At 53.4% G+C, this 14,120-nt stretch carries 11 protein-coding genes; 5 read left to right on the top strand and 6 right to left on the bottom strand.

Going from position 1 to position 14,120, the window contains the following annotated elements; translation table 11 throughout:
- Positions 1-116 precede the first annotated feature (116 nt).
- The gene (locus tag E0E17_RS16595; protein ID WP_130835100.1) at positions 117-2,051 is read right to left on the bottom strand and encodes an exoribonuclease II; all 1,935 of its coding nucleotides are present in this window, start codon (positions 2,049-2,051) and stop codon (positions 117-119) included.
- Positions 2,052-2,174: 123 nt separating this feature from the next.
- Entirely contained in the window at positions 2,175-4,478 is a 2,304-nt protein-coding gene (locus tag E0E17_RS16590) for an FdhF/YdeP family oxidoreductase (protein ID WP_130835099.1), read from the bottom strand.
- Between the two features lie 249 nt (positions 4,479-4,727).
- Between E0E17_RS16590 and E0E17_RS16585 the strand changes: the two genes are divergently transcribed.
- Together E0E17_RS16585 and E0E17_RS16580 are read left to right on the top strand one after the other, a co-directional pair.
- On the top strand, positions 4,728-6,317 hold the full coding sequence (locus tag E0E17_RS16585) for a PTS transporter subunit EIIC (protein ID WP_130835098.1): 1,590 nt from the start codon (positions 4,728-4,730) through the stop codon (positions 6,315-6,317).
- A gap of 198 nt (positions 6,318-6,515) precedes the next feature.
- A complete protein-coding gene (locus E0E17_RS16580; RefSeq protein WP_130835097.1) occupies positions 6,516-7,349 on the top strand; it encodes a glycosyltransferase family 17 protein in 834 nt (277 codons plus the stop codon).
- 106 nt (positions 7,350-7,455) lie between these two features.
- Here the strand turns inward: E0E17_RS16580 and E0E17_RS16575 are convergent, their stop codons facing one another.
- Complete coding sequence (locus tag E0E17_RS16575) at positions 7,456-7,662, bottom strand: hypothetical protein (RefSeq protein ID WP_130835096.1); 207 nt, start codon at positions 7,660-7,662, stop codon at positions 7,456-7,458.
- A 461-nt stretch (positions 7,663-8,123) separates the two neighbouring features.
- Between E0E17_RS16575 and E0E17_RS16570 the strand changes: the two genes are divergently transcribed.
- From E0E17_RS16570 to E0E17_RS16560, 3 genes are all read left to right on the top strand, one after another.
- Positions 8,124-8,468, top strand: coding sequence for a hypothetical protein (locus E0E17_RS16570; protein WP_130835095.1), 345 nt, complete (start codon positions 8,124-8,126; stop codon positions 8,466-8,468).
- 378 nt (positions 8,469-8,846) lie between these two features.
- Positions 8,847-9,830: an acyltransferase family protein gene (locus E0E17_RS16565; protein WP_130835094.1), complete on the top strand. Its 984-nt coding sequence runs from the start codon at positions 8,847-8,849 to the stop codon at positions 9,828-9,830.
- Between the two features lie 310 nt (positions 9,831-10,140).
- A complete protein-coding gene (locus E0E17_RS16560) occupies positions 10,141-11,037 on the top strand; it encodes a LysR family transcriptional regulator (RefSeq protein WP_130835093.1) in 897 nt (298 codons plus the stop codon).
- Here E0E17_RS16560 and E0E17_RS16555 read toward each other — a convergent pair.
- The 3 genes from E0E17_RS16555 to sapF form a co-directional block, all read right to left on the bottom strand.
- Positions 11,022-12,176 carry a carboxymuconolactone decarboxylase family protein gene (locus E0E17_RS16555; RefSeq protein WP_130835092.1) on the bottom strand — a complete coding sequence of 385 codons (1,155 nt, stop codon included), beginning with the start codon at positions 12,174-12,176 and terminating at the stop codon, positions 11,022-11,024. The two genes, E0E17_RS16560 and E0E17_RS16555, sit on opposite strands and share 16 nt — an antisense overlap.
- A gap of 208 nt (positions 12,177-12,384) precedes the next feature.
- Complete coding sequence (gene fabI / locus E0E17_RS16550) at positions 12,385-13,173, bottom strand: enoyl-ACP reductase FabI (RefSeq protein WP_130835091.1); 789 nt, start codon at positions 13,171-13,173, stop codon at positions 12,385-12,387.
- Between the two features lie 126 nt (positions 13,174-13,299).
- Positions 13,300-14,118 carry a putrescine export ABC transporter ATP-binding protein SapF gene (gene sapF / locus E0E17_RS16545; RefSeq protein ID WP_130835090.1) on the bottom strand — a complete coding sequence of 273 codons (819 nt, stop codon included), beginning with the start codon at positions 14,116-14,118 and terminating at the stop codon, positions 13,300-13,302.
- Positions 14,119-14,120 lie beyond the last annotated feature (2 nt).

The raw sequence follows: 14,120 nt of genomic DNA, 5'->3' as shown, positions 1-14,120 counted from the left end.
GAAAGAGAATCAGTAAAGAAGTGTGAAGCAGAAGACAAATTTAACTTTTGCTGGTGGGCAAAGAAAAAAAGCGGGATAACTCTGTTATCCCGCACTGTTTTTAACTCAGATTGTCGTCAGGCTACCGGACGAGCAACCACGCTACGTGTTTCCATGCGCACTTCTGCGATAGTTACATCAATCACATCCGTAACGCGGTAAACGGTCTCGCCTTTAATCTGTACCGTACCGTTTTCCTGACTGCACACCAGTTCATCACGCACCGCGTGAATAAAGGGAGCAGGGATAAAGGCCACGGCGCCGTTCTCCAGCAGACGCACCCGCATCCCGCCGCGTGAGACATCGATAATCTCCGCGCTGAACTTACGGTCGCTGCCGGCAGCAGGGGCCAGGAAGCGCGCGTAGAGCCAGTCACCCACATCACGTTCCGCCATGCGGTTCAGACGACGACGTTCGCTCATGGTGAGCGTCAGCGCATCCTGGGGACGCGCCACGTCGGCGCCACGAATGATCGCTTTCAGCAGACGATGGTTGACCATATCGCCATACTTACGAATCGGTGAGGTCCAGGTCGCATACGCTTCCAGCCCGAGGCCAAAGTGCGGGCCGGGTTCGGTACTGATCTCGGCAAAGGCCTGGAAACGACGAATACGGCTGTCGAGATATTGTGTTGGCAGGGCATCCAGTTGCTGACGCAGCGCGCGGAAGCCTTCCAGCGTAGTGATATGCCGGGCATCCACGGTAACGCCGTGTCCGGCAAGCACGCCCGCCACCTGTTCAGCATTGGCGGCGTCGAAGCCGTAGTGCACGTTGTAGATACCAAAGCCCAGTTTGTCGCGCAGCACTTTGGCGGCGCAGACGTTGGCCAGAATCATCGCTTCTTCGACCATGCGGTTAGCGATGCGGCGCGGCTCGGCCAGAATATCCAGCACTTCGCCTTTTTCGCCCAGCAGGAAGCGGTAGTCCGGGCGATCTTTGAACACCAGCGCGTGCTGCTGACGCCACTCGCCGCGCGCCAGGCAGAGGCGGTGCAGCAGACGAATTTGTTGCGCGATGGTTTCGCTGGCAGGCTGCCACTCACCGGCATTTTCCAGCCAGTCAGAGACTTCGTCATACACCAGTTTGGCTTTGGATTCGATCCAGGCGGCAAAGAAGTGGATATCATCCGCCAGACTACCATCTTTTTCCACCGTGACGCGGCACACCAGCGCCGGACGACGCACCTGCGGACGCAGCGAGCAAACATCGTCAGACAACTGACGCGGCAGCATCGGGATATTGAAGCCCGGCAGGTAGTTGGTAAAGGCGCGCTCTGCGGCCAGCTTATCCAGCTCGCTGCCGGGCGTCACATAGGCGGTAGGATCGGCGATAGCCACCGTCAGGCGCAGCGCGCCTTCCGGCGTCTCTTCCACATACAGGGCATCGTCCATATCTTCGGTGCTGGCGCTGTCGATGGTGACAAACGGCAGAGCGGTCAGATCCTCACGCGTAAGATCCTCTTCCAGCATCTCGCCGAAAGTGACGTCCGGGGCTTCGCGTTCCAGATTATGGCGCGACAGAGTGACCCACCAGGGTGCCAGATGGTCTTCCGCAGTGGTGATAAATTCGGTCAGTTCAGCATAAAAGCCGCGATCGCCCTTCAGCGGATGGCGGCGCATCTCGGCAACCGCCCAGTCGCCCGCCTGAAAATCGTGGGTCAGACCACGTACGGCACGGCAGGGAATAGCATCTTTCAACAGGGGATGGTCCGGCACAATAGAAAGACGATCGTCTTTCTTTTGTACCCGGCCAACGAAGCGGCTCAGGAAGGGCTCAACCAGTGTTTCCGGCTCGGCACTCTCACGATCTTTATCCGTGTGGATGATGGCCACAACGCGGTCGCCATGCATCACTTTTTTCATCTGCGGCGGCGGAATGAAATAGCTCTTTTGCGCATCGACTTCAAGGAAGCCGAAGCCTTTTTCGGTGCCTTTCACTACACCTTCCGCGCGCGGGGTTTGCGCGTGGAGTTTCTCTTTGAGCTGCGCGAGCAGCGGATTATCCTGGAACATAGTTTATTTAGTTTCGTGGCCTAACAGCGGCAGACAGTTTTACGCGAATCAGGGGCGCGCGGCAAGGCCAAAACAAGGGAAAAAGCCGGCAGAGCCGGCTTTTTATCTGGGAAAACAATACCGTTACGCGATACGTTGCGTTGACATTGTCGCGGTCAGTGCCAGCTTCACCGGAACCGATTTTGAGGTCGGCGTGCCGCTCACGTCACCAAAGCTGGAAAGGGGCACCAGCGGGTTGGTTTCAGGATAGTAAGCAGCCAGATTACCCCGTGGAATGTTGTAAGGCACCAGCTTAAAGCCGCTGACGCGACGGCTGATACCATCATTCCACACCGTTTCAATATCCACCAGCTGACCTTCGCTGAAGCCCAACGCTTCCATGTCTTCCGGATGGATAAAGACCACTTCGCGCTGACCGTAGACGCCACGATAGCGGTCATCGAGACCGTAAATGGTGGTGTTGTACTGGTCGTGCGAACGCAGCGTTTGCAGCGTAAAGGGCACGGCTTCATCCAGCTGCGGGAAGAGCGAGGCCGGCAGGGCGGCAGCGCTGAATTCCGCTTTCTGCGACGGCGTATTGAAACGCAGTTCGGCAGCGGCGTTACCCAGGTAGAAACCGCCCGGGATATCACACTTGTTGTTGAAGTCAGCAAAGCCCGGGATGGTAGCGGCGATATGATCGCGGATCAGGTTATAATCGCCTGCCAGCGCCAGCCAGTCTACTTTCTCATTGCCCAGCACTGCATTGGCGATACCGGCAACAATTGCCGTTTCTGAACGCTGCGTCTCTGCCAGCGGGATGCCAACACCTTCAGAGGCGTGCACCATGCTGAACGAGTCTTCGACGGTGATGAACTGCGAACCGGTAGCCTGCAGATCGCGCTCGGTACGGCCCAGGGTCGGCAGAATCAGACTTTCATGACCCGGTACCAGATGGCTGCGGTTCAGTTTGGTGCTGATATGAACCGTCAGACCACAGCGCGCGAGCGCTTCTTCGGTACGCGGAGAGTCAGGCGCGGCGGCGGCCAGGTTGCCCCCCAGCGCAATCAGCACTTTAATCTCGTCACGCAGCATTGCGCCCAACGCTTCGACAGTATTATGACCATGCTCGCGCGGCGGTTCGAAATTGAAGTGAGCGCCCAGGGCATCCAGAAATGCCTTGTTCGGCTTCTCATCGATCCCCATAGTGCGGTTGCCCTGCACGTTACTGTGACCACGAACCGGGCAGAGGCCTGCGCCTTTTTTACCCAGCTGACCAAACAGCAGCTGCAGGTTAACGATTTCACGTACCGTATCCACAGAGTGTTTATGCTGGGTAATCCCCATCGCCCAGGTGATGATCACCCGATCGGCGCTCTGATAGATGGCGGCAGCTTCACGAATCTGCTGTTCGCTCAGACCAGACTGCTGCACGATATCTTCCCAGCGGGTTTCATCAACCGCCGCGAGATAAGCATCCACGCCCTGGGTTTTTGCGTTCAGGAACGCCTGATCAAACAGACCGTTTTCACCGGCAGCCAGACGGGCGCGATGAGTCTCCAGCAGCGCTTTCACCATACCGCGTACGGCAGCCATATCACCGCCGAGATTCGGCTGGTAATAGGCGGAGCTGATGGTGCCAGCCATGGATGTCACCACTTCCAGCGGTTTCTGCGGATCGGCAAAACGTTCCAGACCACGTTCACGCAGAGTGTTAAAGGTCACAATCTTCGCACCGTGGTCGGCAGCATGACGCAGGCTATGCAGCATACGCGGGTGATTAGTGCCCGGGTTCTGACCGAAGACAAAAATCGCATCGGCATGATCGAAATCATCCAGACGAATAGTGCCTTTACCCACGCCGATGCTGCGCTTCAGACCGGAGCCGCTCGCTTCGTGACACATGTTGGAGCAGTCAGGGAAGTTATTGGTGCCCAGCATGCGGCCAAACAGCTGGTAGAGCCAGGAGGCTTCGTTACTGGCGCGACCTGACGTATAGAGTTCCATCTGGTTGGGATTGTCCATCGCCTTGATATGGCGGGCGATTAACGCGAAAGCGTCATCCCAGCTGATGGGTTCGTAATGATCGTTTTCAGCGTTATAACGCAGCGGGTGAGTCAGGCGACCCTGGTATTCCAGGAAATAATCGCTCTGACCATAAAGGGTGGTGACACTGTGACGGGCAAAGAATTCGGGATCGACTACGCGGCGTGTCGCTTCCCAGGTCACAGCTTTGGCGCCGTTCTCACAAAAACTAAAGGTGCTTTTATTATCATCGCCCCAGGCGCAGCCCGGGCAGTCAAAACCACGTGCTTTGTTCATGCGCATCAGGTTGCGCATATTTTTCAGTGCTGCTTTGCTGTCAAAAACGAAACGGGTGGTTGCTTCCAGTGATCCCCAGCCGCCCGCGGCAGCGCGGTAGGGTTTAATTTTGCGTTTAAATTTCATAGTGAGTGCAGGCTTTTTTATGTAGAAAAATTGTTAATAAATTATGACTTACTCTGGGTGGCAAGTGTGCGACTCACAGCAAAACTTGTCTAATTGATTGACTTAATGGTGCGATAGCTGGCGTTTATCGTCACCGGGACAGAAAGTGTGAAGGCGATCTAATTTTATTCTCCCTTCGGCTGCGGTTTTGCCTCTAACACCAGGGAAGTGGCTAATACTTGCTCTTTCTCCACAAGAAAGGGCGCAAAAATGAAAAATCTCGGCAGCCAGGTTCACGCCTTTGGCAAAGCCTTAATGATGCCAATTTCGGTGATTGCTGCGGCGGGCATCTTCCTTGGTCTTGCCGCCGCGATGCAGAACCCGGCGGTGACAGGGGAAACGTTCGCCAGTCTGCAGGTGCCGCAGCTGGTGATTGGCTTTATTCGTAAGGTGGCGGGTGCACTGTTTGCCAACTTACCGGTGTTTTTTGCCGTCGCCAGTGCCATTGGCCTGGCAAAAGCGGAAAAACCCACGGCCGCATTTGCCGCGGTGATCGGCTATATCGCCATGAACGTGGGTATTAGCGCGACGCTGGCGGCAAAAGGATTGACGGCAGCTACCACCACGCCGGAAGCGTTGCAACAGGCGGGGATGGATCAAACTGCAGCGATGATGTCGTCTGCAGAATATATCGAAATGCTGGGCATCTTCACCTACAACATGAGCGTGCTGGGTGGGGTGATTGCCGGCTTACTGACGGTGGTGCTGCATAATCGCTTTTACACCCAGCAGTTGCCTACCGCGATCAGCTTCTTTGGCGGACGGCGATTTGTGCCTATCGTGACGGTGGTGATTCTGCCGCTGGTGGGGGTGCTGCTGGCGCTGATCTGGCCCACGCTGGGCGCGGCGATTGCCTGGGTCGGTCAGATGATTGGCAAAAGCGGGCAATACGGCGCTTTTTTACTGGGCGCCAGCGAACGGCTGCTGATCCCGACCGGTTTACACCATATTCTTAATGAAACCGTGCGCTTCACGCCTATTGGCGGCGTGGCTACCGTGGACGGACAAACGATTGTCGGCGCGCTCAATATCTTCAATACCTCCCTTACCAACCCGGGGGCGATTCCTGATGACACGGTGCGTATGGCGACGCAATTCCTTGCCCAGGGGAAAATTCCGGTGATGATGTTTGGTTTGCCCGCTGCGGCGCTGGCTATTTATCACACCGCGCGGCCAGAGCATAAGCAACGGGTAAAAGCGCTGGTGCTGGCGGGGGCGCTCACTTCTTTTACTACCGGGATCACCGAGCCGCTGGAATTCTGCTTTATTTTTGTCTCACCGGTGCTCTATGTGCTTCATGCGCTGCTGACCGGCCTTTCATTTATGCTGATGTCGGTGCTGCATCTGATGATCGGTAATGTACAGGGCGGTGCCATTGACCTGGTGGTATTTGGCATCCTCGGCGGCAGTAAAACCCACTGGTGGTGGACCATTGCGCTGGGCATTATCTATGTCCCGCTCTACTACTATGGCTTTAAATTTATTATTCAGCGCATGCAGGTAGAAACCCCGGGACGGGAATCTGATGAGGAGCAAAAAGCGGAGGTGGTGCCTGCCGATGAACGTACTCAGGTCATCATCAGCGGCCTCGGCGGGCAGGGCAATATTGAAGATGTCGATTGCTGCTTCACCCGTCTGCGCGTGCGCGTCAAAGAGATGAAAGAGGTGGTTGATCAGACGTTGCTGACTACCGGCGCTAACGGCGTAAACCGCGTCAGTGATCATGATGTACAGGTGATTTACGGACCCCAGGTAGAAAAGATAGCTAACGAAGTAAAAAGGGCACTGGGTGTGGCCTGATAACAAATGGCGCTTCAGGCAGCCTCACTGACTGAAGCGCTTTTTTCATTACATCTGATGTCTGGCCAGTAGCGCGCCAGTAAAATGACCAGATTTTTTTAAAGGTTACTCCAGAGAAATATCGCTTTTTCTGTAAAAACAGGCCAGAATATCGCACACAACAGCGCTTGTTTTTTATATTCCCCTGAGTTTATAACCATGATTTATGATTGTTTTCTTTATTATGACGAAGATATGCTTTTATCTCTGCGTCTGAATACTTTACATAAGTATGTCGATAAATTTGTTATTGTAGAGTCGCTTTACACCTTTACCGGCGAGAAACGGGAAAAGTTGCATTTTGATGCGGAAAAGTACGCTGCTTTTAAAGAGCAGATTATCTACGTTGTTAATGACGCCCCTCCTGCTGAAAACCCCTGGGTGAATGAGGCGGCAGCACGTAATTCTATTATGAAAGGGTTGGCGGATGCCCGGGATGACGACATCATTATCGTTTCTGATGTTGATGAGATTATAAAGCCAGAAGCGATTGCGCAATTTAGTCGCAGCCATCTTTGCACTACGGTTTATCTGAATTTTTATAACTTCAAATTTAATGTGCAGGTGTTTAATCAGGATGAAACACCGCGTCAGTGTAAACTGCCTAAAATGGTAGCCCTTAAAAATCTGAATGGTTTTTTCCTTGGCCAGCCAGAGTTGCTGCGCAATGTGAAGCAAAAAGGTAATCCTGTACGTAACAGCTGGTTAAAGTGGAACTGGCTGAAATGGCGATCAAAAATCGTTTCTGACGGTGGCTGGCATTTCTCCTGGGTGATGACAGATGCACGCATCAGTGAAAAAATGTCGACCATTTCTCATACAGAGTATGATTTACCTGAGTTTAATAATCCCGATCACATACGATACTGTGTCGAGAATAATGTTGATATCTGGAACCGGCCGCGTAAATTTAAAGTTATCCCGTTGACTGAGGCGCATTTCCCCCGCTGGCTGGTGGAAAATAAAGCACAACTTCGCGACTTTATTCGCTGAAGCAATGCATGACTCAGTAAGGAACACGGTGTTCTGCTTGCTTACACCCGGCCGTCACCAGAAAAAAGCCCCGTCCTGCACACAGGGCGGGGCTGTCTTCCCTGTATTACCTGGCATCAACGATCTGCTGGAGCCAGACCAGCTCATCGTCAAGACCGGCATCTTTTAATCGCTGAAAATAGGAGTGCTGTATGTCAGTCGGCACGTGATTCAATAATAAACCCAGCATGCCTTTGGTCTTACAAATTTCGATTGCTGCTACTTCTAAAGACTCAAGATTAAAATTAACGTCATTCAAGCTTGCACTTGCCATTTTTATACTCCTTGCAGAGGTGTCCAGCCATTCCTCCTTTGCTGTATGCGTCTGCTTCCCACTCTCAGGCTGGCTGAAGGGCAAACATAGCGCGCTCTTGTGAACAGCTGAATCCTGATAAATATACAGTGTTATTATCGCTGCGGTCCTTTTTTACCGGCTCGTTTTGCACAACAATGGCGCGTTAAGGTCATCCGTAGAGCAGGTGAAATGCCTTTATTACTGATACTCTCTTTGGATTATTCCCCCGGCGTAGTTGAGGCGGGCCATCAGGCCAATAAGATAATTCCGGTTGCTCTGCACCATTTAAAAGCAAAGCGTAATAAAAAAATTTTTTTAACTGTGATTTTCCCCACTCTCTTGCCGTTTCGCTTATACCAGACGGATTAAATATTCTGCTTGTGGTCACCACAGCGCAGGGACAAAAAAAGCCCCGGACATTACTGTCGGGGCTAAACAGGATGTATCAGTGGAATTTACGCACCGCAGTGCGCTCTGGTGCAAAAGTGCACCGTCAAGCCGTCACGCATAACGGCTTTGCAGTGTCACTCTTGTCGGGAGCAGCATACAGACGGGTCGGTCTGCTGCTGTCTTCCCCTTTACTCATCGCATCCCGCGGCAAACCGTGCAAGGCAGCTGGCGCTTATTCTGATAAACCTGACGCAAACAGATCCGCGTATTTTATAAGGCGCAACGCGATTCTGATGCGCAATAAAATTTCTGACTGGTACGGCGGTAAGGTATTAATCCTGAAAAATGACAAATGGGATAACCAACTATTTTCCAGCGCTGAATGGTTACTATAGTAATGCTGTTGCGGCTAATCCCTCTGAGCGGAGGGGCGCAATGGTCATTTTTTCCCAGGCTGTGTGTATCAGGCGTGAGCAGGTTTGGCCATTTAACCACTCATCGGGAGGCACCTGAAGCCGTAGCTTTTAATCAGCCACAGCCTGTGGCCTGATTGCATCAGCGAGACTGGCCATGCTGTGGCTTTTTAATAATTAAAGTAAGCCGGGATTCAGCAGAGGAAATAAGCTGTCGCAACAGGGTAATAAGGTCGCCAGTATCATCAGGGTGATAAAATCTGCCAGCATCAGGATGTGACTTTCGTCACATTATCCTCGCTCCATATATCATTCCATCCGTCAGCTGCTATTGTCATATATTTTGCTGGTAGGGATCGGATGGAACGTAATTACCTGATTGATAATGCGAAAGGCCTGATGATTATCTTTGTTGTGCTGGGCCATTTTATGGAGTCTGAAAATGGCTGGGAGTGGAAGATCAGCCACCATATCATGGAAGGGATTTATATGATTCATATGCCAGCTTTTATCTTTCTGGCAGGCGCGCTTTTCAAGCGGGAAAAGTGGCTGTTGCGAAGCGTACAAATCATTTTCCTCTACATAATATTTCAGTTCCTGTACAGCCTGTACTTTGTTCTTGATCACACGATGGATATCCAGACTGCATTAACCAAACCCTATTGGTTAATGTGGTTTCTTCTGTCATTAGCCTGCTTTTATATTATTACAGGCATTTTTGGCATATCAGGGATTGTTCTGTTATCTTCTTTACTGATAGCGCTGGTTGCTGGTGCCGCATCAATATCAAGCTATGATTTTTCATGGTTAAGGACCCTGAATTTTCTGCCATTCTTTATTGCCGGGGCGTTGTATAAAATCAACGCGCCACTCTTGCGCCGGCTGAAATTACCTTCTCTGTGGTCAGCCATTCTCAGCCTGATAATAACCCTGTATTTTTCCATTGATTACAGGCTGTGGTTTGGGTCGTATACCTTTGTGGATATGGAGTATTCTTTTTTACAGGGGGTCGGGTTAAGGCTTTTCGCTACGCTGTCATCCTTTTGCCTGATTATTTCCTTACTTACCCTGCTACGTAATAAACAGGGTTTTCTGTCTGATATTGGAGCCCGGTCATTATCTGTTTACCTGCTTCATGGCTTTGTTGTCCTGGTTTTCGCTCAGGCGCGACCCACGCTTGAGGATTTTATGGGGCAGAGGGGATTATTAGCGTTCTCCATCGTGATAGCTTTGTTTGTCGTCCTGTTAATTACCCGCTCAAATGCAGAGTGGTTAATCAGAAAAGTGCTGGAATTCCCGGTAAAAAGCGTGCCGTCGCCTGACAGATCTCATGAGCATTTATAACAGGCTGTTTACCCGCCTTCCCGGCGCTAAGCTGACGCACCGGGAAGGCGCACTGATTAAAATTTGACCCTTTGCGACTTTCTTCTGCTGCCAGAATCTTTAATCAACAAGCTATGCGCTCAGTGCGTTATTTACCCCCTCCAGGGCCGCTTAAATGGAAAAGGCGCTTCATAACGGTTTCGGGTAAGATTAGTCCTGGCAGATGTGACATTATCTGAAAAACAGACAGATTCACATTGAGTACACGGATAAGTACCTGTTTTTATTTCCCTGATTCAATTTGAATATAACTTACTGAATATAAAAGATAATGGACATTAAGCAACTTATTTACCTGTGTAACCTTGAGCGTGAGCGCCACTTTGGTCGTGCTGCGGAAGCCAGTTTCGTCAGTCAGCCGACGCTCTCCATGCGCCTGAAGAATCTGGAAGGCGAACTGGGGCTCTCTTTAATCAACCGCAGCAATAACTTTGCCGGTTTCACCCCGGAAGGCGAGCGCGTACTGGCATGGGCCCGGGAGATCGTTTCGGTCTATCAGGGGCTGAAACTGGAAGTGGAATCCCTGAAGCATGGCGTCAACGGTACCCTGAGGCTGGGGGTGATGCCGCAATGCAGCGTCTCACTGCCCGGGTTGCTGAAGGCCGTTGCGTTGCGTTATCCGCAGCTCGATTACCGCATTTCAGTGCTGAGTGCCGATCAACTGCTTGAGGCGCTGAACAGCCATACCGTAGATGTCGGCATCGGCTTTTTTGAAATGGCGACGCTGCGGGAACTGCATTTCCAGACCTCTCTTCTGGCGGATCGCGGCGTCGAAGCCCTCTTTAACCCGGATTACTTCCCTGAACTGGTGCAGGAAAACAGGCTGACACTCGCCGCGCTGGCCACGTTGCCGCTCTGTCTGGCCGAACCCACGCGTTATTTCCGCCGTTACCTCGACAGTGCGTTTCGGGAAGCGAACATTACGCCGCGGGTAATTGTTGAAAGCGCCTCGATTCTGGAGTTGTTGCAGAGCGCACAGGCAGGATTAGGGGTGCTGGTGGGGCCCGTAGGACATCTGCAGCCGGAATTACTGCAAAAATTACAGCAGCGCATGATTGATGTCCCCGGCATGGCGCGTCAGGCGGCGCTGGTGATTGCCGAACCGGGCAAGGCAACGCCGCTGTCACAGCACTTTTTCGACGAGGCCCGGGGTCATCTTGCTGACTGAGGCTGTTTGCTTAACGCCGCAAACAGACGGTTATTCCAGTTCGCCAGTGCCACTGTCTGTATCAGTGCAAAGCAGTCTGCCTGCGACCAGCCAGCGTCGGTCAGCGGTTGCAGCTGGGCGGCGCTCAGGCGCTCAGGCGCACGCGTCATCTGTGCCGCCAGCATGATCACCGTGGCAGATTCCCGATCACTCAGATTCGCGGCTGCCTGATCGACACCGGCCAGCAGGGCGGTGCGCATTTCCCCCTGACAGTGCTGAAAACAGCGTGCGCTGCCATTAATGCGCGCGCTTACCGCCTGCGCCAGTGCCATGAAGGGCGACGTATGCTGCTGCGCCAGCCATAACTGCAATTGCGCCCAGCCGTAAAGCGCTACGGCATCCTGCGCCAGCAGCCAGATCGCATCCTGCAGCGCGGGCAGCGCCTGACAAAAGGTGATCGCCGCCAGCTGTTCGCTACTGGCATAGCGCAACTCTACTGGCCTGATGGCGGGCTGCCACTCTGTTGAGACGGCAAAGGCCGCACTGTCAGCATCGGGCGGGGTTGCCATTCCCGGCAGCCAGCGTACCGGGAATCCCATCAACGCCTGCAAACCGGCCACCACGCGCGCCTGATAGCAGACGAAACCGATCAGCTGATTCAGGGTAACGATATCCGGTTCACTCAGTCCTACCGCATCCAACGCCGCCAGCGCTTCCGGGGTGATCAGCTCGGGCTGCGTCGCCAGCTGGCGCGTGTACTGGGTGATTTGCGTCAGACGGTTATTGCTCTCTCGCGATGAATCCGGTCCGGGCAACGGGTTAAGACGCGCCGCATAGTGATTACACAGACGTTGCACGCCCGCCACCTGAGCCACCGTCAGCGCGACACTGAGGCGATCATAGAGCGTCAGCGTATGCAGCAGGTCAGTGCTCAGGGCATCAGGAAGCAGGCGCTGGCTCAGCTCGCGCGCCATCTGCAGAACAGGCTCACTGGCCTCAAGCAGCGACGCGGGCACGCTGGTCTCCTGACCCAGGCCAAGCAGGAAACGATCGTCAACCTCTGCCGCAGCGGGGACCAGCGGCGCAGTCTGCGAAGCGCGGGGACTGGCCTGGCTTTCATAAAACCAGTGGCTATGGCCGGGGTAACGGCGTTGATCCATAGTGATTCCTTTTGCAAATGACTGGCACGGCGCACACAGAAGTAATCTGAAATGCAGCCTGATGCGAAGCGCTTGCTTATCGTCGCCGAAGGGCGCAGCAGGGCAAAAGAATGATCGGTGATAATTAATAGCGTTGAGCTATAACGAGACGAGAATGGGAGCGGGGCAAAAAAAGAGAAGGGCGAGCCGTCAGGCCCGCCCGGAGAACTTATTTCAGTTCCAGTTCGTTCATTGCGGCGATGCTGAAGCCGCCATCAACGTGAACCACTTCGCCGGTGATACCGCCCGCAAGATCAGACACCAGGAAGGCTGCGGAGTTACCCACATCTTCGATGGTCACAGTGCGACGGATCGGCGTAACCGCTTCGCAGTGGGCCAGCATTTTACGGAAATCTTTGATGCCCGATGCCGCCAGGGTACGGATCGGACCGGCAGAAACGGCATTTACACGCACGCCTTCAGGACCCATCGCGTTCGCCATATAACGTACGTTCGCTTCGAGCGAGGCTTTTGCCAGACCCATGACGTTATAGTTCGGGATAGCACGCTCAGCACCCAGGTAAGACAGGGTCAGCAGGGCGGCACCCGGATTCAGCATCGCACGGCACTCTTTCGCCATTGCCACAAAGCTGTAGGCGCTGATGTCGTGAGCGATTTTAAAACCTTCACGGGTTACGGCATTCACATAGTCGCCATCCAGCTGATCGCCCGGGGCGAAACCGATGGAGTGAACAAAACCGTCAAATTTTGGCCAGGTTTTTGCCAGTTCAGAGAAAAGCGCTTTGATGCTCTCATCTTCAGCCACATCGCAAGGCAGAATAATGTCTGAACCCAATTCTTTAGCAAACTCTTCCACACGACCTTTTAATTTGTCGTTCTGGTAGGTGAAAGCCAGCTCTGCGCCCTGTTTATGCATTGCCTGTGCAATACCCCAGGCAATGGAGAGTTTACTGGCAACGCCAGTAATCAGAATGCGCTTACCGGAAAGAAAACCCATAGCTGTAATCCTTATGGTCACTGTAGTTGGCGGTCGTGATGATTAAAAAGTAAACGACCGACGTTAATAGACGTGGCGATTCTAACACGTCTCGCTGAATTCGGGTAAAACAGGCGGCGAATTCCGCTAGCTGAGGCGTGAATTGCCGCTTACCCGCCAGGCTTCAGCGGTCAGCGCTTCACCAAAATGGCTGGCAATCAGCCGTTTCGTCAAATCATGCAGCGGTGAGGCGAAAACATCCGCCGTACCGCCGCGTTCGACCACCTCGCCCTGATGCATCACCAGCACCTGATCGCTGATATGCTTCATCATACCTATATGCTGGGTAACATAAATATAGGCGATCCCGTGCTGCTCCTGCAGTTCCAGCATCAGGTTCACCAGTTGCGAACGCATGGTCATATCCAGCGAGGCGAGAGCTTCATCCGCTACAATCACCCTGGGCTGCAGGATCAGCGCACGCGCCAGACCAAGACGCTGTTTCTGTCCGGGTGCCAGCATATGCGGATAGTAACTGGCGTGATCGCGCAGCAGACCCACCTGGCGCAGGGTGGTGATAATGCGTTTCTCGCGGGCGCTGGCATCCAGATCGGTATTCAGGCGCAGCGGAAAATCGAGGATCTGACTGACGCGCTGGCGCGGATTGAGGGAAGTAGAGGGATCCTGAAAAATCATGCGGATGCGCTGGCTGCGATAGCGGTAATCACCAAAGCTGAGCGGATGGTCGTCGATGATAATTTCTCCGGCGGTAGGGGCCATCATGCCGCTGAGCATTTTCGCCAGGGTCGATTTGCCCGAGCCGTTTTCCCCGATAATCGCCAGCGTCTGCTTTTCCCGCAGGGTAAAGCTGACATCTCGCACCGCCTCCACATGCTGACGGCGAAACAGCCCGGTGCGGTAGCGAAAGGTTTTACTCAGGTTGCGCACTTCCAGCAGGGTTTCCATGA

The sequence above is a fragment of the [Erwinia] mediterraneensis genome, assembly GCF_900604315.1.
GTDB classification, from domain to species: Bacteria; Pseudomonadota; Gammaproteobacteria; order Enterobacterales; family Enterobacteriaceae; genus Pantoea; species Pantoea mediterraneensis_A.
The sequence above is the reverse complement of the archived record's forward strand: the minus strand, read 5'-3'. Positions and strand labels throughout refer to the sequence as shown.

Excerpts from the sequence above, each read along its gene's own strand:
- E0E17_RS16595 (WP_130835100.1), bottom strand. The coding sequence starts at position 2,051 with ATGTTCCAGGATAATCCGCTGCTCGCGCAGCTCAAAGAGAAACTCCAC.
- E0E17_RS16590 (WP_130835099.1), bottom strand. The coding sequence starts at position 4,478 with ATGAAATTTAAACGCAAAATTAAACCCTACCGCGCTGCCGCGGGCGGC.
- E0E17_RS16585 (WP_130835098.1), top strand. The coding sequence starts at position 4,728 with ATGAAAAATCTCGGCAGCCAGGTTCACGCCTTTGGCAAAGCCTTAATG.
- E0E17_RS16580 (WP_130835097.1), top strand. The coding sequence starts at position 6,516 with ATGATTTATGATTGTTTTCTTTATTATGACGAAGATATGCTTTTATCT.
- E0E17_RS16575 (WP_130835096.1), bottom strand. The coding sequence starts at position 7,662 with ATGGCAAGTGCAAGCTTGAATGACGTTAATTTTAATCTTGAGTCTTTA.
- E0E17_RS16570 (WP_130835095.1), top strand. The coding sequence starts at position 8,124 with ATGTATCAGTGGAATTTACGCACCGCAGTGCGCTCTGGTGCAAAAGTG.
- E0E17_RS16565 (WP_130835094.1), top strand. The coding sequence starts at position 8,847 with ATGGAACGTAATTACCTGATTGATAATGCGAAAGGCCTGATGATTATC.
- E0E17_RS16560 (WP_130835093.1), top strand. The coding sequence starts at position 10,141 with ATGGACATTAAGCAACTTATTTACCTGTGTAACCTTGAGCGTGAGCGC.
- E0E17_RS16555 (WP_130835092.1), bottom strand. The coding sequence starts at position 12,176 with ATGGATCAACGCCGTTACCCCGGCCATAGCCACTGGTTTTATGAAAGC.
- fabI (WP_130835091.1), bottom strand. The coding sequence starts at position 13,173 with ATGGGTTTTCTTTCCGGTAAGCGCATTCTGATTACTGGCGTTGCCAGT.
- sapF (WP_130835090.1), bottom strand. The coding sequence starts at position 14,118 with ATGGAAACCCTGCTGGAAGTGCGCAACCTGAGTAAAACCTTTCGCTAC.